This is a genomic window from Mesorhizobium sp. WSM4308, assembly GCF_002294905.1.
Classification (GTDB): domain Bacteria; phylum Pseudomonadota; class Alphaproteobacteria; order Rhizobiales; family Rhizobiaceae; genus Mesorhizobium.
On the sequence record NZ_NSFW01000012.1, the window covers coordinates 1 to 22,295 of the forward strand.

At 63.8% G+C, this 22,295-nt stretch carries 23 protein-coding genes; 9 read left to right on the forward strand and 14 right to left on the reverse strand.

Features of this window, described 5'->3' with window-relative positions:
* Window positions 1–145: 145 nt before the first annotated feature.
* Window positions 146–1,009, reverse strand: a complete 864-nt coding sequence (locus CK227_RS21760) for a LysR substrate-binding domain-containing protein (RefSeq protein WP_095770688.1) — start codon at window positions 1,007–1,009, stop codon at window positions 146–148.
* Between the two features lie 114 nt (window positions 1,010–1,123).
* Between CK227_RS21760 and CK227_RS21765 the strand changes: the two genes are divergently transcribed.
* The 4 genes from CK227_RS21765 (at window position 1,124) to CK227_RS21780 (ending at window position 5,585) form a co-directional block, all read left to right on the forward strand.
* On the forward strand, window positions 1,124–1,531 hold the full coding sequence (locus tag CK227_RS21765; RefSeq protein ID WP_095770689.1) for a 4-oxalocrotonate tautomerase family protein: 408 nt from the start codon (window positions 1,124–1,126) through the stop codon (window positions 1,529–1,531).
* A 137-nt stretch (window positions 1,532–1,668) separates the two neighbouring features.
* Window positions 1,669–3,891 carry an AMP-binding protein gene (locus tag CK227_RS21770; protein WP_095770690.1) on the forward strand — a complete coding sequence of 741 codons (2,223 nt, stop codon included), beginning with the start codon at window positions 1,669–1,671 and terminating at the stop codon, window positions 3,889–3,891.
* Between the two features lie 188 nt (window positions 3,892–4,079).
* On the forward strand, window positions 4,080–4,907 hold the full coding sequence (locus tag CK227_RS21775) for an NAD-dependent epimerase/dehydratase family protein (protein WP_095770691.1): 828 nt from the start codon (window positions 4,080–4,082) through the stop codon (window positions 4,905–4,907).
* A gap of 75 nt (window positions 4,908–4,982) precedes the next feature.
* A complete protein-coding gene (locus tag CK227_RS21780; RefSeq protein WP_179296327.1) occupies window positions 4,983–5,585 on the forward strand; it encodes a TetR/AcrR family transcriptional regulator in 603 nt (200 codons plus the stop codon).
* A gap of 3 nt (window positions 5,586–5,588) precedes the next feature.
* Here the strand turns inward: CK227_RS21780 and CK227_RS21785 are convergent, their stop codons facing one another.
* A complete protein-coding gene (locus CK227_RS21785; RefSeq protein ID WP_032929550.1) occupies window positions 5,589–6,407 on the reverse strand; it encodes a phosphatidylcholine/phosphatidylserine synthase in 819 nt (272 codons plus the stop codon).
* A 3-nt stretch (window positions 6,408–6,410) separates the two neighbouring features.
* Window positions 6,411–7,109 (reverse strand): phosphatidylserine decarboxylase, encoded by a 699-nt coding sequence (locus tag CK227_RS21790; RefSeq protein ID WP_095770693.1) that lies wholly within the window; start codon window positions 7,107–7,109, stop codon window positions 6,411–6,413.
* 336 nt (window positions 7,110–7,445) lie between these two features.
* Here CK227_RS21790 and CK227_RS21795 point away from each other — a divergent pair, with 336 nt between their 5' ends.
* Entirely contained in the window at window positions 7,446–8,309 is an 864-nt protein-coding gene (locus tag CK227_RS21795; RefSeq protein ID WP_095770694.1) for an SMP-30/gluconolactonase/LRE family protein, read from the forward strand.
* Window positions 8,310–8,331: 22 nt separating this feature from the next.
* Here CK227_RS21795 and CK227_RS21800 read toward each other — a convergent pair whose 3' ends face one another.
* The 4 genes from CK227_RS21800 to CK227_RS21815 form a co-directional block, all read right to left on the reverse strand.
* A complete protein-coding gene (locus tag CK227_RS21800; RefSeq protein ID WP_095770695.1) occupies window positions 8,332–8,679 on the reverse strand; it encodes an antibiotic biosynthesis monooxygenase in 348 nt (115 codons plus the stop codon).
* Window positions 8,680–8,767: 88 nt separating this feature from the next.
* The gene (locus CK227_RS21805; protein ID WP_095770696.1) at window positions 8,768–10,651 is read right to left on the reverse strand and encodes an ABC transporter ATP-binding protein/permease; all 1,884 of its coding nucleotides are present in this window, start codon (window positions 10,649–10,651) and stop codon (window positions 8,768–8,770) included.
* Window positions 10,652–10,676: 25 nt separating this feature from the next.
* A complete protein-coding gene (locus tag CK227_RS21810) occupies window positions 10,677–11,024 on the reverse strand; it encodes a metalloregulator ArsR/SmtB family transcription factor (RefSeq protein ID WP_095770697.1) in 348 nt (115 codons plus the stop codon).
* A 164-nt stretch (window positions 11,025–11,188) separates the two neighbouring features.
* Window positions 11,189–12,121: a LysR family transcriptional regulator gene (locus CK227_RS21815; RefSeq protein ID WP_095770698.1), complete on the reverse strand. Its 933-nt coding sequence runs from the start codon at window positions 12,119–12,121 to the stop codon at window positions 11,189–11,191.
* 93 nt (window positions 12,122–12,214) lie between these two features.
* Here CK227_RS21815 and CK227_RS21820 point away from each other — a divergent pair, with 93 nt between their 5' ends.
* Window positions 12,215–13,012 (forward strand): NAD(P)H-dependent oxidoreductase, encoded by a 798-nt coding sequence (locus CK227_RS21820; protein ID WP_095770699.1) that lies wholly within the window; start codon window positions 12,215–12,217, stop codon window positions 13,010–13,012.
* Window positions 13,013–13,025: 13 nt separating this feature from the next.
* On the opposite strand, the gene CK227_RS21825 is transcribed toward CK227_RS21820, so the two are convergent.
* Entirely contained in the window at window positions 13,026–14,528 is a 1,503-nt protein-coding gene (locus CK227_RS21825) for a LysM peptidoglycan-binding domain-containing protein (RefSeq protein WP_095770700.1), read from the reverse strand.
* Between the two features lie 142 nt (window positions 14,529–14,670).
* On the opposite strand from CK227_RS21825, the gene CK227_RS21830 reads away from it, so the two are divergent.
* Window positions 14,671–15,282 (forward strand): TIGR00730 family Rossman fold protein, encoded by a 612-nt coding sequence (locus tag CK227_RS21830; RefSeq protein ID WP_095770701.1) that lies wholly within the window; start codon window positions 14,671–14,673, stop codon window positions 15,280–15,282.
* 28 nt (window positions 15,283–15,310) lie between these two features.
* Here the strand turns inward: CK227_RS21830 and CK227_RS21835 are convergent, their stop codons facing one another.
* Window positions 15,311–16,201 (reverse strand): LysR substrate-binding domain-containing protein, encoded by an 891-nt coding sequence (locus CK227_RS21835; protein ID WP_095770702.1) that lies wholly within the window; start codon window positions 16,199–16,201, stop codon window positions 15,311–15,313.
* 109 nt (window positions 16,202–16,310) lie between these two features.
* Between CK227_RS21835 and CK227_RS21840 the strand changes: the two genes are divergently transcribed.
* Window positions 16,311–16,601: a muconolactone Delta-isomerase family protein gene (locus CK227_RS21840; RefSeq protein WP_095770703.1), complete on the forward strand. Its 291-nt coding sequence runs from the start codon at window positions 16,311–16,313 to the stop codon at window positions 16,599–16,601.
* Between the two features lie 174 nt (window positions 16,602–16,775).
* On the forward strand, window positions 16,776–17,771 hold the full coding sequence (locus CK227_RS21845; protein WP_095770704.1) for a transporter: 996 nt from the start codon (window positions 16,776–16,778) through the stop codon (window positions 17,769–17,771).
* Here the strand turns inward: CK227_RS21845 and rarD are convergent.
* The 5 genes from rarD to CK227_RS21870 form a co-directional block, all read right to left on the reverse strand.
* Window positions 17,749–18,681, reverse strand: a complete 933-nt coding sequence (rarD, locus tag CK227_RS21850; protein WP_095770705.1) for an EamA family transporter RarD — start codon at window positions 18,679–18,681, stop codon at window positions 17,749–17,751. The genes CK227_RS21845 and rarD overlap by 23 nt on opposite strands.
* Before the next feature lie 83 nt (window positions 18,682–18,764).
* A complete protein-coding gene (cimA, locus tag CK227_RS21855; protein WP_179295752.1) occupies window positions 18,765–20,387 on the reverse strand; it encodes a citramalate synthase in 1,623 nt (540 codons plus the stop codon).
* Window positions 20,384–21,334: a prolyl aminopeptidase gene (pip, locus tag CK227_RS21860; RefSeq protein WP_095770707.1), complete on the reverse strand. Its 951-nt coding sequence runs from the start codon at window positions 21,332–21,334 to the stop codon at window positions 20,384–20,386. Before pip ends, cimA begins: the two co-directional genes overlap by 4 nt.
* Window positions 21,331–21,807, reverse strand: coding sequence for a GFA family protein (locus CK227_RS21865; RefSeq protein ID WP_095770932.1), 477 nt, complete (start codon window positions 21,805–21,807; stop codon window positions 21,331–21,333). The genes pip and CK227_RS21865 overlap by 4 nt, the downstream gene beginning before the upstream one ends.
* The gene (locus tag CK227_RS21870; protein ID WP_095770708.1) at window positions 21,804–22,295 is read right to left on the reverse strand and encodes a GFA family protein; all 492 of its coding nucleotides are present in this window, start codon (window positions 22,293–22,295) and stop codon (window positions 21,804–21,806) included. Before CK227_RS21870 ends, CK227_RS21865 begins: the two co-directional genes overlap by 4 nt.

The window sequence follows — 22,295 nt, forward strand, 5'->3', positions numbered from 1 at the left end:
CCCCAAACCCCTCGGCCCGTCTTACTCCAAGCCGACCGCAAGGTCGGCTTTTTCTTTCTAAATGGGCCCGACGGTAAGGTCGGCGTTTTCTTTCCCCACAAGCCGACCGCAGGTCGGCGTTATCTCGCGATAGGCTGGCGCCAAATCAGCCGGGCGGCTGGGACAGGGCCAGGTTGCCGCTGAGCAGCGCCGCCAGATCGCCCGCGGAAGCATCAGCATCGGCACGCAGCCGGATCGCGAATTCGGCCATCGGAACCGGTGGCAGGCTCAGCTCGCGCGGCGCTTCGACGATGCCTGAATGGGCAAAGCGCGGGGTCCGCAAGGTCAGCGCAACGCCGGCATTCACCGCGGTGCGAAGGCCGGCCAGGCTGGCACTGCCGGCGGCGATGCGGTAGCGGCGGCCGGCCGCATCGAGCGCCGCCAGTGCGGCCTCGCGAAACCCGCAATGGGGATCGAGCAGCGCCAGCGGCAACTCTTCCTGCCGCCAGGCGAGCCCTTTCCCAGAACACAGCCACATCATCGGCTCACGCAGCACGCCGACCTCGTCCGGCGCGGCCGCCTGGCGCATGACAATCGCCAGATCGAGGCTGCCGGCCTGCAGCGCCTGCGTCAGTTCGGCGGAGCGGCCAACCCGCAATTCGATCCTGACGCGCGGATGGCTGGTGGCGAAGGCACGCAGCAGATCCGGCAGGCCGCTGTCGGCGAAATCCTGCGTCGTGCCGATGGCGACACGCCCGGCTGCCCGCGCCCCCTTCAGCGCCAGCCATGCCTCGCGGTGCGCGGCAAGAATGCGCCTGGCGTGGCCGACGAGATCCTCCCCGGCCGGCGTCAGGCCGCGGCCCCTGCCCTGCGGCGCCAGCAGCGGCTCGCCGACGATCTCCTCCAGCCGCTGCATCTGGGTGGTCACCGCCGAAGGCGAACGGCCAACGCTGATAGCCGCCCGCGCCAGCGAACCGCTGTCGACGAAAGCGAGAAAGGTTTTGAGCAGATCTGGATCGAACATTTCCATAATTCGATAATATCGAATCTTCTGTTGAAAACAATTCGATTTTTTTGACTCAATGATGGTGGCATGGTCTCTCCAACGGCAATCAGACGCCGCTGGAAACCAAGGAGACGAAAAATGCCTATCATCAATATCAGCGTCACCGGCAAGCCGGACGCCGCCTTGTCCGCCAGCATCGCCAGGGAAATAACCGAGATCACCGCCACGCAATTGCGCAAGGATCCCACGATCACCGCCGTTGCCATGTCCTATGTCGATCCGCAGCACTGGTTCGCCGGCGGCAAGTCGCTGGCCGAGCATGGCACCAACACGTTCTGGCTGGATATCAAGGTGGTCGACGGCACCAACACCAAGCTCGAGCTGGACGCCTATCTCAAGGCCCTCTTCGATGCCTTCGGCCGCCTGTTGGGCAGTGTGCACGAGGAAAGCTATGCCTTCGTGCATGAAGTTCCGGCAGCCGCCTATGGCTATGGCGGCAAGACGCAGGAGTTCCGTTTCATCAGCGGGCGGTTGAAGGCAGCGTAAGGGTCGTTCTTTCTCCCTCCGGGGGAGAAGCAACACCGTCTCTTCCCACATTGACCTAGCGCCCACTTGCGCTACCCTCTGCGCCGAGGCGGCCGCGGAAGAGCCGCGATGACAAAAGTCGTTGGGAGAGAAGCGGCATGATCCTGACACTGGCGCTGCTTGCGGGTCTCGTTCTGGCCTGGCTGCTGATCGGCGTGGTGGAGAAATTCCGCCTCGACCTGCGTTTCAGCCAGGCGATGCTCTACGTGCCGTTCAAGCTCGCCTACCGGATCAACGACAGCCGCATCAGGATCGCGCGCAAGGCGCAGGCTCCCGTCATCTACGTCATCTCGCACCAGTCGCGCTTCGAACCAGCGCTGATGCTGTCGCTGCTGCCGGATGACACGCTGCACATTCTTGACGAGGTCTCGGCACGCTCGCCGTGGCTGGAACCCTGGCGTGAGCTTGGCCGAACGATCGCCTTCAATGCCGAACATCTTTTCGTCAGCCGCCGGCTGGTGCGTGTGCTGAAGGGCAAGGGCCGGCTCGCCGTCTATCTGCCGGACGCAGTCGAGCCTGACGTCAAGACGTTTCGGCTGTTTCGCGCCGTCACCCGCATTGCCATGCAGGCTGACGCCCGCATCGTGCCGATCTTTGTCGCCGGTGCCCGCAGCCTGCCTGTTTCCCTGACGCCGGCGGCCAAGGCCCCGCGGCACTGGTTTCCGCGGCTCTCGATCAGCGTACTGGAGCCGATGACCATCGCCGAACTGGTGGCACGCAATCCGGACCAGGCCTCGAATACCAATTCGCTGTTCGACCGCGTCGCCGAGGCCCGGCTTTTCGGCAACGACCTCGACCGCGGCCTGTTCCTGGCCATGCGCGATGCGGCAGCCAGGGTCGGCGCCTCGCATCCGATCATCGAGGACGTCATCTCGGGCGCACTGAGCTACCGCAAGATGTTCATCGGTGCCCGCGTGCTGGGCAGGCGCTTCGAGGCGGTGACGGCGCCAGGCGAAGCGGTGGGGATAATGCTGCCCAACGCCAATGGCGTCGTGCTGTCATTCGTCGGACTTCTGTCAGCGGGCCGGGTGGCGGCGATGATCAACTACACGGCCGGGCCGGCGAGCGTCACCGCCGCCGTGCGCACGGCCGTCATCCGCACCGTCATCTCATCGCGGGCCTTCGTCGAGAAGGCCGATCTCGCCGATATCGTCGCCGCGGTCGAAAAGGGCGGTGCCAGGCTGCTGTGGCTGGAAGATGTTCGGACCAGCGTCACCGCGCTGGACAAGCTTGCCGCCGCCTTGCTGTGGCGTTTGCCGCTGCAGCGCCAGGATGCGGCCAAGCCGGGCGTGATCCTGTTCACCTCCGGCTCCGAGGGCACGCCGAAGGCGGTTGTCCTGTCGCAAAAGAACCTTCTCGCCAATGCCATGCAGGCCGAGGCGCGCATCACCATCTCGCCGGCCGACATCCTGCTCAACGTGCTGCCGGTGTTCCATTCCTTCGGCCTGACGGGCGGCACCATCCTGCCGCTGGTCACCGGGGTAAAGCTGTTCCTCTATCCCTCGCCGCTCCATTACAAGATCATCCCCGAGATCGCCCGCAAGGTGAAGCCGACCATCATGTTCGGCACCGACACCTTCCTCGCCAACTATGCGCGCACCGCCAAGGACGGCGACTTCTCCAGCCTGCGATTCGTCGTTGCCGGCGCCGAGGCTGTGAAGCCGGAAACCCGCCGCGTCTACCGCGAGCGCTTCCAGGCCGAGATCATCGAAGGGTTTGGGCTGACCGAGGCCGCGCCGGTGGTTGCCGTCAACACCGCCCTCCATGGGCGCGACGGTACGGTCGGGCGGCTGCTGCCGGCCATGCGCATGAAGCTGGAGCCGGTCGAGGGCATATCGGATGCCGGCCAGTTGTGGCTCGACGGACCGAACCTGATGATGGGTTACATGACATCAGACCGCCCCGGAGAGTTGCAGCCGCTGAGCGGCTGGCACGACACCGGCGACATCGTCGCCGTCGACCGCGAAGGCTTCATCACCATTCGCGGCCGCGCCAAGCGCTTCGCCAAGATCGCCGGCGAGATGGTGTCGCTGGGCGCGGTCGAGATGCTGGTGCAGTCGCTGTGGCCGGAAGAACGCCATGCGGCGGTGGCGGTGCCCGACAAGAGACGCGGCGAACGCATCGTGCTGGTCACCACCGCCGACGATGCCAATCCTGAAGAGCTGCGCCAGTTCGGCAAGAAGGCCGGGGCCGCCGAACTGATGGTGCCGAACGACATCGTCAAGGTGGAGGAAATCCCGGTGCTCGGTTCCGGCAAGACCGATTATGTCTCGACCAGAAAGCTGGCGATCGACAGGCTGGGGCGGGGCATCGCGGCGTAACGCCGCCAGATCCAACCAATCGTTTCACCTCAGGCAAGCCGGGATGATCGGCGAGATCCGGTAGGATTCACGCTTCTTCCATGCCTCGACACCCCTGAAGATGGCCCCTCGCCAAAGAATCGCCAAAGTGGTGAGTGACCATTCACTCTCCATCGGAGCAAGATTTCCAACCTGGAGGAAAGCTGCACATGGCAAAAATCCTTGTCACGGGAGGGACCGGACATCTCGGTCGCGATCTTGTGCCGGCGCTGTCCCAGGCCGGTCACGTCGTCAGATTGCTCGCCAGGAAGCCGATGAATGATCCCTCCCTGCAATGGGCCTTGGGCGACTTGGCAACCGGCGAAGGCATCGATGACGCGCTTGGCGGCATCGACACCGTGATCCATGCCGCGACCCTCTCGCCCATCGCCAGGCGCGGCATGAGGCCGATTGACTTCTTCTTCAGCCCGACAAGCGTCGATGTCGAAGGCACGCGGCGCTTGCTTGCAGCATCGCGTCGCGCCGGTATCGGCCACTTCATCTTCGTGTCGATCGTCGGCCTCGAATTCAGCAGCCTGCCCTATGCCCGAGCAAAGTTGGCGGGCGAACAGCTTGTGCGGGAGTGCCCGCTTGCGTGGTCAGTCATTCGCGCAACGCCATTCTACTACCTCTTGGAGCAGATGCTGGGTGGGCTGAAATGGCTGCCTGTCTGGCCGTTGCCAAATTCGCTCTCAAATCCCGTCGATACGCGAGATGTAGCCCGCTATCTGGCGGAGGCGGTGAATGACGGGAAGCGCGGTGTACGCCCTGCGATCGGCGGCCCGGATCTGATGCCCTTCTCGAGTTTCGCACGACAATACTGCGATGCGCTCGGGCTCAGGCGGCTCGTCCTGCCACTGCCGGTCAGCCGCAAGATGAGCTTCAAAATGGGTTTGGTCGAAACCAATGAGCGGCTTGGTCAAAGGAACTGGAGGGCGTGGCTTTGCGAACGACACAAGCACGTGGCAGTCGATTCGCATCGCCAGGCCGCCGGCTAGCGCCGTTTGTGATTGTGCGCGTGGTGTTATTGTCCTCTGAGAATCCCCTACCTAGTCATGGAGCTGGGATCCGCTATGAAACCGCCATCAACTGGACGGGAACGCATTCTGCGTGAAGCCATCCGACTGTTTGCCGAGCGAGGCTACGACCGGACGAGCGTTCCCGACATTCAGGAGGCGGCAGGCCTGTCGCGCGGCTCCGGCGCACTCTATAAGCACTTCCCTTCAAAAGAGGACCTGCTTGCCACCGCGATCGATCAGTTTGTCGATACGGCACGGGAAGGCCGTGCCGAACTTGGCGAGACAACGCTTTCCATCGACGAAAGTTCGCGGCGGCTTGTGGAGAGCATGCTTGAAAAGCTCGGCGCCAACCGCGACGTGCTTCGGATCTTGTGGCGCGACCTGGAGCATTTCCCCGCGCTGAAAGCCTCCGCACGTGGCGAGATCATGCAAAGCACTTATCTTGCTGTCGCGGAATGGCTGCGGGAGCGCCAGCGTCAGGGCGAATTGCGCCCGCACGACAGCGAGGCGATCGCCGCCGTGATCGTCGGCAGCGTCGCCATGTTCCGGGTCTTCGAAGCGATCTGGGGTGAACGTGCAATCGAGATCAGCGATGAACGCTTTGCCTCCGCCTGGGGCGATCTGTTGCTTGGCGGCTTGCGACCTAGACCAGTCTAGCGATCAGCCTATGTCCGAAGGCGGCACCTTCTCGCCTTCGAGCTTGGCGCGCTTGGAATAGGCGCGCACGGAAAACGGCAGGAAGATCAGATAGCCCGCGACCGATGCCGTCAGCGTGTACCAGGGATAGGTCATCAGCAAGAGGATGTAGAGCACCACGGCCAGAATGACCGGCAGCACCCTGTCGCCCGGGATCTTGATGCTCTTGCCGGAATAGACCGGCAGCCGGCTGACGAGAAGGAAGGCGACAAGGATGGTGAAGCCGGTGGCGACGAAGGCGGCTGGGCGGCTTGGCTCCAGCCCGAGCCTCAGGAAGAACAGATAGAGCGGCAGCATCACCAGCACCGCGCCCGCCGGCGCGGGTACGCCGACGAAATATTCCGACTGCCACAGGGGCCGCTCGGCCTTCTCGTCGTCGAGCACGTTGAAGCGGGCGAGCCTGAGCCCGCAGGCGATGGCGAACAGAAGGGCGGCTATCCAACCCGGCGAGCCGGCGCGATCGAGCAGGAAGGCATACAGCACCAGAGCCGGCGCGACACCGAAATTGACGATGTCGGCGAGCGAATCCATCTGCGCGCCGAATTTCGAAGTCGCCTTCAGCATGCGTGCGAGCCGGCCGTCGATGCCATCGAGAAAGGCAGCCAGCAGCACCATCACCACCGCTGTCTCGAAGCGGTCTTCGAAGGCAAAGCGGATGCCGGACAGGCCGGCGCAGATGGCAAGCACGGTGACCAGATTGGGCAGCACCATGCGCATCGGGATCTCGCGGATGCGCGGACCGCCGCTGGCATGGGCCTCGAACTTCTTGAACGGCGCGCCCAAGGCTCAGGAAATCCTGACGAGCGGGGTGCCGGCGACACCGCCGAATTCGGCGAGCACGGTTTCACCGCCGACCGCCGTCTGGCCAACGGCGACACGCGGCGTCGCGGCCAAAGGCAGGAAGACGTCGACGCGCGAACCGAAGCGGATCAGGCCGAAACGCTCGCCGGTGCCGATCGAGCCTCCGGCCTCGGCCCAGCAGACGATGCGGCGCGCCACCAGGCCGGCGATCTGGACGGCGGCCACCGTGCCGTTGGGGCTCTCGATGACCAGGCCGTTGCGCTCGTTCTCGGTGCTGGCCTTGTCGAGTTCGGCGTTGAGGAATTTTCCGGGCCGATGCTCGATCTTGGTTATGCGGCCGCGCACGGGCGCGCGGTTCACGTGGCAGGAAAAGACATTCATGAACACCGAGATGCGGGTCATCTCGACATTGCCGAGGCCAAGCTCGCGCGGCGGCACGGCCGGGCCGACCGCAGAAATGATGCCGTCGGCGGGGCTGACGACCAGGCGGTCGTCGACCGGCGTGACGCGCTCGGGATCGCGGAAGAAATAGACGCACCAGGCGGTCAGGATCAGGCCGATCCAGAACAGTATCGAGGAGAAATAGCCAAGGAAAAGTGTGCCCGCGCCAAAGGCCGCGATGAAGGGGTAGCCTTCACGATGGATCGGTACGAATGCGTTCTTGACCGTGTCGACAAGGCTCATGGGGTGGGGGCGGTCCCTGTTTCAGGTCCGGCCTCAATAGCCGAAACACCCCCTGCCCGCAACGCGACAATCGGCGACGCCACATTGGCTGCGGCTGGCGGGCGCGACGACGGGCTACAGCACGTGCGATATTGGCGGTGCGGTCAAGACCCGCGGGTCGATACCGACGACAACCGACAAGCCGCCGTCATGCGGTGCCAACGCCCTACCGGCAATGTTCCCTGAACGGAATAACAAGGCGGCTGTCGGAAAGAAGGCCCCTCGCCCGTCCTTGGGTGTGACAGCGTCCTTCCAAAGCCTTTTCAGCCATGATGACGCGCAACAAGGAGGTCCGTAATGCAGATACAATCGGCCGCACCGGCGCGTCTCGTCACCGCCGGCCTTGCCTTCGGCGAATCCCCACGCTGGCATGACGGACGCCTTTGGGTCTGCAACTGGGGTACCGGCGAGATCATCGCGATGGATGCGCACGGCAATCGCGAAATCATGCTCACCGTGCCGGCCGTCCTGCCCTATTCAATCGACTGGCTGCCGGATGGACGCCTGCTTGTCGTCTCAGGCCGCGAAGGCTTGCTGTTGCGGCAGGAGGCTGATGGCAGGCTCGTCACCCATGCCGATCTGCGCGGTCTGTCGAAAAGCCCGTGGAACGAGATCGTCGTCGACGGGCGCGGCAACATCTATGTCAATGGCGGCGGCCCCGCGCCGGCTGCCGGTGAGCATTTCGGCCCAGGCACCATCGTGCTAATCACGCCGGATGGCGCGCTCCGCCAAGTGGCTGACGACATCGCCTTCGCCAACGGCATGGCGGTGACCCCGGACAACAAGACCCTGATCCTTGCCGAATCCCATGGCAACCGGCTGACCGCCTTCGACATCGCCGCCGACGGCGGCCTGTCCAACCGGCGCGTCTGGGCCGACCTCGACGGTTATCCCGACGGTATCTGCCTCGATGCCGAAGGCGCGATCTGGTACGCGGATGTCCCCAACAAGCACTGCGTGCGGATGCGCGAGGGCGGCGAGGTGCTGCAGACCGTCACCGTCGATCGCGGCTGCTTCGCCTGCATGCTGGGCGGTGCGGACAGGAGGATGCTGTTCATCGTCGCTGCCGAGTGGCGCGGCTTCGAGCACATGGTCAGCGACGCACGCACCGGCCAGGTGCTCAGCGTGGAAGCGCCGGCACCCGGCGTCGGCTGGCCGTAAGCCTGGAGCAGTTCACGTTGCTCTATGCCTCGGGAATCCGCTGATAGTTGGCAATGTCGGCGCGCACCCCAAGCCGGGCGATCGTCTCCTGCGGATTGAAGGCGATGCGCTCGTGCGCGGCCTTGACGATCGGAACGACCTTGTCGACGGCGGCCTGGCTCTCCCATTCGACGATCGTCACCAGGTTGAATTCGCCCGGCCCTGAAAATTGTTCGAGCAGGAAATCCTGCACGAAACCCTGCTGCTGGCGCAGCAATTCGTGCGTCGTCCTGACCTTGACGAGGATCTCCTCGCGGGCGGCGGCCGGCACGACGAACTTGTCCACCCTGAACACGCTGCCGCCGTTAACGTTCTGATTTATGTCGTTCATTTCGATTGTTCCGTTCCTGGATGATGGTGTTTTCGGGGCTCCAGGAGCGGCGTACAATCTCAACTTAAGTTGAGGTCAAGCGGAAAAATCAATTTACCTCCGACGTCCGCCGGCGAACGATGACGCCGAACTCGTCGCCCTCGCGGGCAAGGCGCAGGCGCTCCTCGGCTTCGGTCGCCTCGCGCTGGCGGTCCCACATCGAGGCATAGAGGCCGTGCTTGCGCATCAGCTCGACATGGGTGCCGCGTTCGGCGATCTGGCCGTCCTTGAGCACGATGATCTCATCGGCGGAAATCACCGTCGACAGACGGTGGGCAATCACAATGGTGGTGCGGCCCTTGCTGACGAGATCGAGCGCGGCCTGGATCTCCTGCTCGGTGTGGCTGTCCAGCGCCGAAGTCGCTTCGTCGAGCATCAGGATCGGCGGCGCCTTCAGGATGGTGCGGGCAATCGCGACGCGCTGCTTTTCGCCGCCGGAAAGCTTCAGCCCGCGCTCGCCAACCATCGACTTGTAGCCGTCTGGCAGCTTTTCGATGAACGGCCCGATCTGGGCGAGTTCGGCGGCCTTGCGGACTTCCTCCTCGCTCGCGCCGACGCGGCCGTAGCGGATGTTGTAGGCGATGGTGTCGTTGAACAGCACCGTGTCCTGCGGCACCATGCCGAGCATCGCGCGCAGGCTGTCCTGGGTGACATCCCGGATGTCCTGGCCGTCGATCAGCACCTGGCCGGCCTGCACGTCATAGAAGCGGAACAGCAGCCGCGAGATGGTCGACTTGCCGGCGCCCGACGGCCCGACAATGGCGACCGTCTTGCCGGCCGGCACGTCGAAGGAAACACCCTTCAGGATCTTGCGATTGGGATCATAGGAGAAATGCACGTCGCGGAACTCGACCTTGCCCGCGCCGACGGTGAGCGGCTTGGCGTCCGGCTTGTCGACAATCTCCTGCGGCACGTCGAGCAGGTCGAACATGTGCTCAATATCGGTAAGGCCCTGGCGAATTTCACGGTAGATGAAGCCGATGAAGTTGAGCGGCACGGAAAGCTGCACCAGCATGGCGTTGATGAAGACGAAATCGCCGACGGTCTGCGTGTGGGCCTGCACCTCCAGCGCCGACATGCACATGACGACGACCGTGCCGAGGCCGAAGATGACGCCCTGGCCAAAATTCAGCCAGCCGAGCGAGGTCCAGGTCTTGGTGGCGGCGACCTCGTAGCGCGCCATCGAACGGTCGAAGCGGTCGGCTTCCATGCGCTCATTGGTGAAGTATTTGACCGTCTCGAAATTGAGCAGCGAGTCGATCGCCTTGGTGTTGGCGTCGGTGTCGCTGTCGTTCATGTCGCGACGGATCGAGATGCGCCAGTCGCTCGCCTTGACTGTGAACCAGACATAGAGCCAGACGGTGATCGCCACCACGGCCACATATTTCCAGCCATAGGTAAAACCGAATATGCCGGCGGTCAGCGCGAATTCGAGGATGGTCGGCGCCGTGTTGAGCATGATGAAGCGCACGATCGTCTCGATACCCTTGGTGCCGCGCTCGATGATGCGCGACAGGCCGCCGGTGCGGCGCTCCAGATGGAAGCGAAGCGACAGCTGGTGCATGTGGACGAAGGTGCGGAACGCAAGCTGGCGCACGGCATGCTGGCCAACGCGGGCAAACAACGCGTCGCGCAACTGGTTGAAGCCGAGTTGAACCAGCCTCAGCACATTGTAGGCGACGACCAGCATCACCGGGGCGAGCATGAAAGACGGCAGCGGCGGCGGCGTCTTGAAGCCGCCAGCCAGCGCATCGGTTGCCCATTTGAAGAAATAGGGACCGGCCACCAGCGTTAGCTTGGCGACGACCAGCAGCAGCGTAGCCCAGGTGACACGCGCCCTGAGATCGGCGCGGTCGGCCGGCCACATATAGGGCCACAAATTGCGCAATGTCGTGAGCGTTGAGGTGTCGGCGGAGACGGTTTTTTCGACCACTTTTCTTGCCTTTTGGGTGAGAGGGTCAGCGGCCGGAGCAGCAGGAATTGACGAGGGCGTTCAGCGATGCCGATACATCGGCAAGGGCTACGCGATCAACGGCATAGCGCGAGCGCTGGCGGTCGGGCTCGAAGCGGACCAGACCGGCCTCGACCAGTATTTTCAGATGCTGCGACACGGTGGACTGCGCCAGATCGAAACGGTCGACGACCTCGCGACAGCAGCAGGAATTGCTGGCCGAGAGGTGCTTCAGTATCTCAATGCGCGCCGGATGCGACAACGCCGCAAATTGCGCCGCGACAGCGTGGCTATCCGAGCTGCGGTTGGGTGGAGCGCCGGCAGCGCGATCTGTTTCAAGGGCGGATTCGGTCATCGTTCATCGGCGATAGACGATGGACGGCACCGCCGCAAGCTACTCTTCCGGGCAGATCGAACGGCGGCAAAAGCGCAGAACCGGATTCATGCGACGCGCTTTAGGTCTTTGTTTCCATGCATGTCGTCCCCCCAAAAATCGAGGTAACTCTTGGGCAGCATGCATCAATGCTCCGAGATGGATTTCTCGATCCCTGGAATAGCGGCGATCTGTTCAGCCAGAAATTCGACCAGCAGGCGGACCCTTGCGACGCCTGCGCGCTCCGGGACAATCAACATGTTCAGCGGGACGGATGGCAGCGAATAATCCGCCAGTATCGTCTCGAGCAAGCCCGCCGCCAGGAGATCGTCCACAAGCCATCGATGCGCCGGCGCGATCCCGCGAGCAGCGATCATGGCCTGCCGCGCGGCAAGTCCATGATCGATCCGCAACCGCCCCGCGAAAGGCACCGTGTGGCGTTCGCCGCCGGCGCCCTGCAAAGCGAGCGTTTCGCTGCCCGCCACGATCGACATCCGGATGCCCTCATGCCGGGACAGATCCGAAGGGACGACGGGCCGTCCCCGCGCCGCCAGATAATCCGGAGACGCCACGAGCAGACGCCGCGACTGGCCGAGGGCCCGCAGCTTCAACGAGCTGTCCGTGAGCGGCCCCAGCCGGACGGCGATATCGACACCCTCGCGGACGAGGTCCACCCGCTCATCCGTGAGGCTGAGGTCAATCCCGATGTCGGGATGACGGTCCTGAAAAGCGAAGATCAGGCGGCTGACGTGCAAGACACCGAAAGCTGCCGTGCAGCTTATCCGGATCGTGCCGGCGGGCGCGCCACGCGTGCCCCGGGCCTCATCGCTAGCCTGTTCGACGAGGCGCAGGATCTGAACGCTATTGGCATAATAGCGGCTGCCTTCGGCGGTCATCGTGACCCGCCGGGTCGTCCTGCTAAGCAAAGGCACGCCGACAGCTTCTTCCAGTTCCCGCACATGCCGCGTGATCGTTGACTGCCCGACACCAAATTCCCGCGCTACGGCCGACAGGCTGCCACGCTCGGCCACGCGAATGAAGGTACGCATGCGCTCGAATGTAATTTCTGACTTATCCATTATCCGGCACAATATTATGCATTACCTGCATATAGTGGATTGAACGGCCATTGGCTACCTTGCCGTCAGTTTCCTCAATATTGGATCTGACCCATGAAAGTTCTGCTCGTCTTCGCTCACCCTGAATCACGCTCGCTGAGCGGCGCCCTTCGTGACGTCGCCACAAGGGAACTCGAGGCTCAGGGGCATGAGGTGCGCGTATCGGACCTGTACGCCGATGGCTGGAAATCCGAAGTCGATCGCGCCGACTTCCCGTCGCTTGAACCCGATGCGCGGCTCATCCCGGTCGCGGCTTCCAAGAAGAGTTTCGAGGCCAACACGCTAACCGCAGATGTGCAGGCCGAGATCGAGAAGCTGCTGTGGGCCGACACCTTGATCCTGCAGTTCCCGCTTTGGTGGTTCGCCATGCCGGCAATCCTCAAGGGCTGGGTCGACCGTGTGTTCGCCTACGGATTCGCCTATGGCGTTGGTGAGCATAGTGATCGGCACTGGGGCGATCGCTATGGCGAGGGCACCCTTGTCGGGAAACGCGCTATGTTGATCGTGACCGCCGGGGGCTGGGAGGAACACTACACGCCACGCGGGATCAACGGCCCCATCGACGACCTGCTGTTCCCGATCAATCACGGGATCCTCTATTACCCCGGATACGACGTGCTTCCGCCGTTCGTGGTCTACAAGGTCGATCGTCTCGACGAGACCGGCTTCCAACCCGTGGCTGAACAGCTGCGTGAGAGGATGCGGACGCTGCCGACGACGACACCCATCCCATACCGTCGGCAAAATGGCGGAGATTATCTCATTCCGAGCATGAATCTCCGCCCTGAGCTGGGCGATCCCGGGGCAAACGGTTTCGCCCTTCACTCCAACCAAGCAGGCGATGCCAGTTGATCGATGTAGGCTTCTACTGCGCCTTGGTCGGCGCCGTCGTCGCCTGCTCGCCCATTGCCTTGAGGTCGGCGGCTTCGCCTTCCTTGGACTTTTCCGGGACCTTGAACACCTGGCCGGGCCAGATGTGGTTGGGATCCCTGATCTGATCCTGATTGGCGAGGTAGATGGTGGAATAGCGCACGCCGTGGCCGTAGACGCGTCGCGAAATCCGCCACAGCGTGTCGTTGCGGCGGATAATCACGGCGCCGTCGGCATGTTCGAGCTTGGGCGCCACGGCCTCCGGCACGTCGCTTGGCGGCGTGGTGGCAGCGACAACGGCCGAAGCCTCCGCAGCCGGCGCTGCCGGTGCGGCAGGAGCCGGAGCGGCGGGTGCTTCGGCGGCTGCCGATGCGGCAGGCTTGGTCTCAGCTGGCTTGGCATCCGCCGGCTTGGTCCCGGCAGGCGCCACGGCGGCAACCGCTTCGCCCGGCTCGCGCTCGAACGGCACCGCGGCGCGGGCCACGACCTTCACGCCGTCGGCATCGAGGCCGTCGACATGGATGGTGTAGCTGCCGACCGGAATGTCGCGCGTCGCTTCGACAAGGAAATGACCGTCCGGCGATGTCAGCGCGTCACCGAGCAGGATGTCGTTGGCGTAGGCGCGCACCTTGCGGCCTGGGTCGGCGAGGCCGGCGACGAAGATCTTGTTGCCGTCGATCTCGACCGCCTCGACGACGATCTTGGGTTCGGCCACGGCGGCTGGCGGTGTTGCCGGCGCGGCACCGGCGACGGCCGGGGCCGGTGCCGCGGGCGCCGGAGGAGCAGTTGCGGGCGCTTGAGCGGCCGGCGCCGGAGCAGCAGCCTGGTCGCCGGTGGCAGGTGCTGCCGGTTTGGTCCCTGGCGCCGGGACCGTCAGCAGTTCGGCCGGCTTGCCTGGCTCTTCGACCATGGCCAGCACCTGGCCGGCGGCTTCCTTGGGAACCGAAACGACAGCGGTCTGCACCGAGACGGTCACGACGGTGCCGACGGTCGAATGCAAGGCAATCGTATAGTCACCAGGCTTCAGCGGGTCGTCGAGCACGATGACAAAGGCGCCATCGGGACCTGCCACGGTAGAGCCAAGCACCGTCGTGCCGCTCAGGATCTCGACCTTTGAATTGGGCGCTGCATTGCCGGCAATGACGATCGAGCCATTGCCCTCGACGCGCACGACATCGAAAGTCGGCGAGATCGGGCCGGCTGCCACGGGTGCGGCCGGTGCAGGCGCTGCCGGAGCCGTAGCCTCTGTCGCGGGTGCGGCTGGAGCAGTCGCCTGTGGTGCTGCGGCGGGAGCAGCCGGCACCGCCGGCGCCGGCAGTCGCCCTTCCGTGCCGGGATCAGCCGGTTTCGGCGCCTCGGGCGGCGCCAAGGCCGCGACCTTCGCCGGCGGCGTTGGATGAAGATACGGGTCGAGTGCGCCCGATACATAGGCGGTTCCCGCGGCCGCGACGGTCCCACCCGCCGCGAACAGGAATGCCTTCAGTGGATTAATTGCCATATTTCCCTACCCCTTAGCCACCTAATGCCGGTCTAGCGTGTTTTGCCAATGCCGACAAGAAAAACGGGCCGTCAAGAAAAACCTCGGCTTGTCAACCCTTGGGGCTTGACCACGCATTCAGACCCAATCACCAATCATCCGCATGAACACGATTCGATCCGTCTGCGTCTATTGCGGCTCGTCTCCCGGCCGCGATGAAATCTATGCCAAGGCCGGGCACCTGCTTGGACGCTCGATTGCCAAAGCGGGCCTGCGGCTGGTCTATGGCGGCGGCACCAAAGGCATTATGGGCGCCGTCGCCGAAGGCGCGCTCAAGGCCGGCGGCAAGGTGACCGGCATCATTCCCCGCTTCCTGATCAACAGGGAAGCAACCGAAAGCGCGCTAGACCGGCTCGACGAGTTGCTGATCACCGACAACATGCACGAGCGCAAGCACAAGATGTTCGAGAAATCCGACGCCTTTGTGGCGCTGCCGGGCGGCATCGGCACAGTCGAGGAAATCGTCGAGATCATGACCTGGGCGCAACTCGGCCATCACCGCAAGCCGATCGTCTTCGGCAATATCAACGGATTCTGGGACCCGATGACGGCGTTGCTTGAACACATGACGGCAGAGGGCTTCATCCACACCGCGCAACGGGTCAAGCCGCTGGTCGTCAACGACCCGGAGGCCATCGTCCCCGCCATCATGGTGGCAGGCTCCTCCGTCGACGCCCCGACCGAGGGTGTGCAGTCGGTGATCGACAAGATGTAGGGAATAGGCAGTGGGAAATTGGGCCTGCCTACCGCCTACCGCCTACTGCCTTCCGCAAATCCCCAATCACCGCGCGCTCGTCCTGCCGGCGCCAGGCGAGATAAATCGCCACGCTGCGCTTGAACCAGGGCAGGTCGCGGAAGACTATTCCCGGCGGCGCGGCGCTTCGCAGGCTTTCCTGCACCGTCGCCAGGCCCAGCCCGGCGCTGACCAAGCCGAGTGAGGTCAAGGGATCGGCGGTTTCATAGGCGATGTCGGGTACGAAGCCAGCCTCGATGCAAGCGGCCAGGAACTGACCGCGGTTGGTGTCGGCGGGCTGGCGCACCACGGTGATCCACGGGCGGCCGTCGAGATGATGCGGGCCGATGTCGGCGACAGCCGTAAGCGCATCGCCATCGGGTATCGCCAGGACCAGCGGCTCGCGGCGGACCAGCATCGAGGCAATTTCGGGATAGTCGGCCGACGGCGGCGAATAGACCAGGCCGAGATCGAGCGTACGCTGGCGCAGACCTTCCAACTGCGCGGCAGAGCGCAGGCTCATCAGGCTGAGATGCAATTGCGGTCGCTCGCGGCGGAATTGCCTGAGCATGCCGGCGACCAGGCCTGCATGCACGGCGCCCTCGACATAGCCGATGGCGAGACGGCCGACCGCGCCGCTGGCGAGGCTGCGGCCGAACTCCTCCACGCGCCGCGCATTGGCAATCAGAGCGCGGGCCTCGGTCAGGAAGGCGCGGCCCTCCGCATTGAGATGAACCCGCTGCTTTGCCCGTTCGAACAGAGTGACGCCCAGTTGCTCCTCGAGCTGAATGATCTGCCTGCTGAGTGGCGATTGCGAGATGTGCAGGATTTCGGCGGCGCGACCGACATTGCCGGTTTCGGCGACGGTGATGAAGTAGCGGAGCTGGCGCAGGTCGAACACTTTTTCTCCGAGCTTTACGACCTCAAAGGTCTCAACTTTATCCTAATCAGTCTTGGACAGTCTGACTAGTCAAAGGAATAGTCGGTCATCCCAACCGAAGGAGACCGACATGCAGTTCTTTGCCCTTCTCACCCGTAACACCGCAAAGTTTGGCGACGCCGACTTTGTACCCCTTCTGCCCGGCGAGGCCGAGCAGCGCCGCACGCTCTACGCCGAAGGCGCGGTGCGCCAGGTCTGGAACCGCGGCGACATCCCCGGCAGCGGCATGATGTTCGAGGCGGCCGACGACGCCGAAGTGCGCGGCCACCTCGCCACCTTGCCGCTGATCAAGGCCGGCATGATGGAGATCGCCGCCATCGTGCCGCTTAACCCCTACCCCGGGTTTGGGCCGAAGCGCTGAGTTACCCCGATCGCGATGCGGTGGCGGTGAAGGCGCCGTTACCGCGCTCCTGCTCGACACACCGAGATCGGCGGATGTCAAGAAACTGTCACACGAAACCGGCTTCCCGCATGCTAAGACCTTGCAGTGAGCCGCTTGCGCGGTTCGTTGCTTGGACCATCTGGAGAAGCGACAGTGAACATCGCCCTCCCCGCCGAAGGCACCGATCTTTCGCCTTATTTGCCTGATGAACACGGGCTGTTCTTCATCTACCATTTCACCGCTGAAGGCGTGCGCACCAAGGATCCGGCGCAAGCCCACTGGACCTGGCGCAGCTACCAGATCACCGACCTCCACGCACGCCAGGAAATCGGCGCCGAGTTGGCCCTGCCGGCCCCGGCGCGCGACGCATTCCTCGCCCCCAGCCATGGCTGCCACATCGATTATGAGGATGGCTGGCTCTATGGCGATCTGCCGGACCTCAAGCATGACTTCTCGGAGGCGCGCGGGCTCGTCCATTTCCGCTTCGCCTTCAACGACACGATGTTGATCGGCGCCCGCAAACAGCCGCTGGAGTCGGTCGACGCCGTCCGCAAGGCGGTGGAGAACGGATCGCGGAAATTCCGCTCGCCATCGGACCTGATCGAGGCGGTCATGGGCCAGTCGCTCGACGGCATGTCGGGCGAGCTCGGCAAGCTTGGCGATGCGCTCGACGGCATAGAGGATCGCGTCGTGCGCGATGCATGGCACAATGAACGCCAGGCGCTGGTCGAGGCGCGCCGGCAACTGGTGGTGATCCACCGCCAGATGGCGACGCTCACCAACCTGTTCCGGCATCTCGACCATTCGCATCGCGACGAGCTGCCTGATCTGATCAATGATATGGCGGCCAGACTCTCGCACCGGGCCCTCACCCTCTATAATGACGGCGAGCAGTTGCAGGCACGCACAAGGTTGTTGCAGGACGAGCTGATGGCGAAACTGACCATGCAGTCGAACCAGCTTCTCTACATTCTCTCCGTCATGACGGCGGTGCTGTTGCCGATGACCATCATCTCAGGCCTGTTCGGCATGAATGTCGGCGGTTTGCCCCTGGTCGACACGCCGATGGGCTTCTGGGTGGTGACGGCGGTTTCGCTGCTGATCGCCGGCGTGACGTACCTGTTCGTCAGACGGCTCGGACAGATGTAGCCGCCGCCCGTCGCGCCGTGACCAGCATCGACCAGGAATACATCGCCAGCGCCGTCCAGATCAGGGCAAAGGCAATGGCTTGTGCCGTGCCGAACGGCTCGTCGAAGATCAGAACCGCGATCAGGAAAACCATGGTCGGCGCGATGTATTGCATGATGCCGATGGTCGAGAGGCGCAAAAGCTTGGCGCCGAACGCAAACAAAAGCAGCGGCACCGACGTGACCGGACCGCAGCCCATCAGCAACGCCGTGTCGGTGCCGGTGCTCGACACGATGTGGTCCTGTCCCGTCGCGATCAGGTAGACGATATAGCCGAGAGCCGGCACGGACAGCAAAAGCACTTCGAGCAGAAAGCCCTGGCTTGGCCCGATCGGCAGCGTCTTGCGGAAGAAGCCGTAGGCGGCGAAGGAAAACGCCAGCGCCAGCGACACCCAGGGCAGCTTGCCGCCCTCGATTGTCAGCACCGTGACGGCGACCGTCGCCAGCACCACCGCCGCGATCTGCAGACGGTCGAGCCGCTCGCCAAGCAGCAGCGCACCGACGACGACGCTGACCAGCGGGTTGATGTAATAGCCAAGCGCGGTCTCGACGGTGCGGTCGACCGCGATCGCCCAGACATAGATGCCCCAGTTGACCGAAATCAACGCCGCCGTCAGCGCCGCCATGGCAATGGTGCGGGGCGACCGAATTGCCGCCTTGAAGTCCGCCGTACGGCCGGCCCAGACCAGGACCGCCGCGGCGATCGGCACGGACCAGACGATGCGGTGGGCGATCACCTCGGCAAGCGGCAGGTGCGCCACGGCCTTCATGTAGAAAGGCAGCATCCCCCACAAGAGATAGGCGCCCAGCGCCAGCAGAAAGCCGCGGCGGGCCTTTGATTCCGCGTCCAGGGTAATTGCTTCAGTGACCATGGCCCAACGCTATGGCCCAGTAACCTTGGCAAGACCATCGCAAAGTTCTGATGGATCAATGGACTTTCGCTGATGGTTCAACCTTATTCGGCGGCAACAAGCCCGGCCATCTCACGGTTCTTCATCAGCTTGTAGATGATCGAATCCATCAGTGCCTGGAACGAGGCGTCGATGATGTTTTCGGAAACCCCGACCGTCCACCAGCGCGCGCCGGTGCCGTCATGCGATTCGATCAGGACGCGGGTGATGGCCTCGGTGCCCCCATTGAGGATACGCACCTTGAAATCGGCGAGCTCGAGATCGACGATCTCGCTCTGGTATTTGCCGAGATCCTTGCGCAGCGCGATGTCGAGCGCGTTGACCGGGCCGTGCCCTTCCGCCACCGACATTTTTTCCTCGCCGTCGACCAGCACTTTCACGATCGCTTCGGACACCGTCTTCAGCTGGCCATTGGCGTCGAAGCGGCGCTCGACCATGCAGCGGAACGAGGTGACGTTGAAGAATTCCGGCAAGCCGTGCAGCATCTTGCGGGCGAGCAGCTCGAAGGACGCATCGGCGCCCTCATAGGCATAGCCCTCGGCCTCGCGCTCCTTGACGACCGCGATCAGCGCATCGAGCCGGTGATCGTCCCTGGGCACCTCGATGCCGCGCCGCTTCAGTTCGGCGAGGAAATTGGCCTTGCCGCCCTGGTCCGAGACCATGACGCGACGGCGGTTGCCGACGGATTCCGGCGGCACATGCTCATAGGTCGCCGGCTCCTTGGCCAGTGCGGAGGCATGGATGCCGGCCTTGGTGGCGAAAGCCGAGGCGCCGACATAGGGCGCCTGCGCTTCCGGCGCTCGGTTCAGCAATTCATCGAATGCGCGCGACAGACGCGAAATGCCGGTCAGCGCCTCGGCCGAAATGCCGGTCTCGAAGCGATCCGCGAATGCCGGCTTCAGCGCCAGTGTCGGCACGATCGTGATCAGGTTGGCGTTGCCGCAGCGCTCGCCTATGCCGTTCAGCGTGCCCTGGATCTGGCGCACGCCGGCCTCGACCGCGGCCAGGGAATTCGCAACCGCCTGGCCCGTGTCGTCATGGGCGTGGATACCAAGATGATCGCCGGGAATGCCTGATGCAATGACCTTGGCGACGATGGTGCGCGCTTCCGATGGCTGCGTGCCGCCATTGGTGTCGCACAACACCACCCAGCGCGCGCCGGCGTCGTATGCCGTCCTGGCGCAGGCCAGCGCATAGTCCGGATTGGCCTTGAAGCCGTCGAAAAAGTGCTCGCAATCGACCATCGCCTCCTTGCCCGAGGTGACAGCGGTTTCGACCGAAGTCTTGATCGACTCCAGATTCTCTTCATTGGTGCAGCCGAGCGCGACGCGGACGTGATAGTCCCAGCTCTTGGCGACGAAGCAGATGGCGTCGGATTTCGACTGCACAAGCGCCGCAAGGCCGGGATCATTCGAGGCCGAGACCCCTGCCCGCTTGGTCATGCCGAAGGCGACGAATTTGGCGCGTGCCGTGCGTTTCTGCTGGAAGAACGCCGTGTCGGTCGGATTGGCGCCGGGATAGCCGCCCTCGACATAGTCCATGCCGAAATCGTCGAGCAGTTTTGCAATCGCGATCTTGTCCTCGACGGAAAAGTCGATGCCCGGCGTCTGCTGGCCATCGCGCAATGTGGTGTCGAAGAGATAGAGGCGTTCGCGGGTCATGGTCATTTGCCTGCAAATTTGTCCGTCGCACGGATCAGCCGGTCGAGGATGCCGGGCTCCGAATAAGCATGGCCGGCGCCCTCGATCAGATGGAAATCGGCTTTCGGCCAGGCCTTGTGCAGGGCCCAGGCATAGCGTGCCGGACACGGCATGTCGTAGCGGCCATGGACGATGGTACCGGGGATATCCATGAGCTTCCAGGCATCGCGCAGAAGCTGCCCCTCGTCGAGCCAGCCGGCATGGACGAAATAATGGTTCTCGATGCGAGCGAAGGCGACGGCATAGTCGTCCTCGCCAAACTTGCCGCTGGTTTCCGGTTCCGGCAGCAGCGTGATGGTTTCGCCTTCCCACAGGCTCCACGCGCGGGCTGCTTCCAGCTGCGCCTTGCGGTCCGAGCCGACCAGCCGCTTGCGGTAGGCGGCCATCATTTCACCGCGCTCGACCTCGGGGATCGGCGCCACGAAACGCTCCCACTTGTCGGGAAACATCTCGGAGACACCGAACTGATAGTACCATTCGAGCTCGGCGCGGGTCAGCGTGTAGATGCCGCGCACAACCAGTTCGCTGACGCGATCGGGGTGCGTCTCGGCATAGGCGAGCGCCAGCGTCGAGCCCCAGGAGCCGCCGAACACCAGCCATGTGTCGAAGCCGGCCATTTCGCGCAGGCGCTCGATGTCGGCGACGAGATGCCAGGTCGTGTTGGCCTCCAGCGAGGCGTTCGGCGTCGATTTTCCGCAGCCGCGCTGATCGAACAGGATGACGTCGTAAAGTTTTGGGTCGAACAGCCGCCGGTGTTTGGGCGAGATTGTGCCGCCCGGCCCGCCATGCAGGAACACGGCCGGTTTGGCGCCCTTGGTGCCGGAACGCTCCCAGTAGACCTGATGGCCATCGCCGACATCGAGCATGCCGCTGTCGAACGGTTCGATCTCCGGGTAGAGGGTACGCAAGCTCATAGTTTCAGGCCCTGTTGCGGCCAGTTGGCCGTTTCGTGATCGGGGTGCTGGAAGGAGATGATCTGCTCCTGCCTTGCATAAAAGTCGGGATCGTCATGGACCGGCGCCTCGAAGATTTTTTCCACCCAGGGCAGCCTCGCCGCATAGTTGACCTGAATTTGCGGCGCCAGATCCGAGCGATCGTCGAAGGCGCCGATCGCGATCTCGAGCCCGCCGGGCTGGCGGTAGGTCAACGGTGTGCCGCAGCGGGCGCAAAAACCGCGATCGATGTTGACCGAAGACTGGAAATAGCTTGGTTCCTCACGCGTCCATTCGACACCGCCCCTGGGTGCCGTCACCAGCGCACCGAAGAACGAGCCGAACTGTTTCTGGCACATGCGGCAATGGCAGATGGACGAGCGCCCGAGCGCGCCCTTGATGCGGAAGCGCACGGCGCCGCACTGGCAACCGCCGGTTCGGACAGTTTCGATCATGGTCTTTCCTCCGGCGGCCATTGGTCGGTGTCGTGGTCGGGATGCTGGTAGGACACAAGCTCGGCGAGATAGGGAGCCGAACCCATGTCCGCCATCGTGTCCTCGCCCGGCAGTTGCGGAATAGTGTCGACATAAGGCAGTTTTGCCTCCGTACCCCACTGGATGGTCGGTGCGATACCAGCCGGATCGTCGAAAGCGGCGATCGCCAGCGCCATGCCGTCGGGCGCCTCGAAGGTCAGCGGCGTGCCGCATTCGGCGCAGAAGCCGCGCCGGGCGGCATTGGAGGAACGGAAGCGCTTGGGCTCACCTCGTGTCCAGTCAACCCTGGCGCCGCGCACCGAGACCAACGGCAGGTAGAAATTGCCGCTCGCCTTCTGGCACATCCGGCAGTGGCAGATCGAGGCATCGCCAAGCGCGCCTTCGACGCGGAAGCGCACCGCCCCGCATTGGCAGCCGCCTGTGTAGACCGGCCGGTTGTCAAGGCTCAT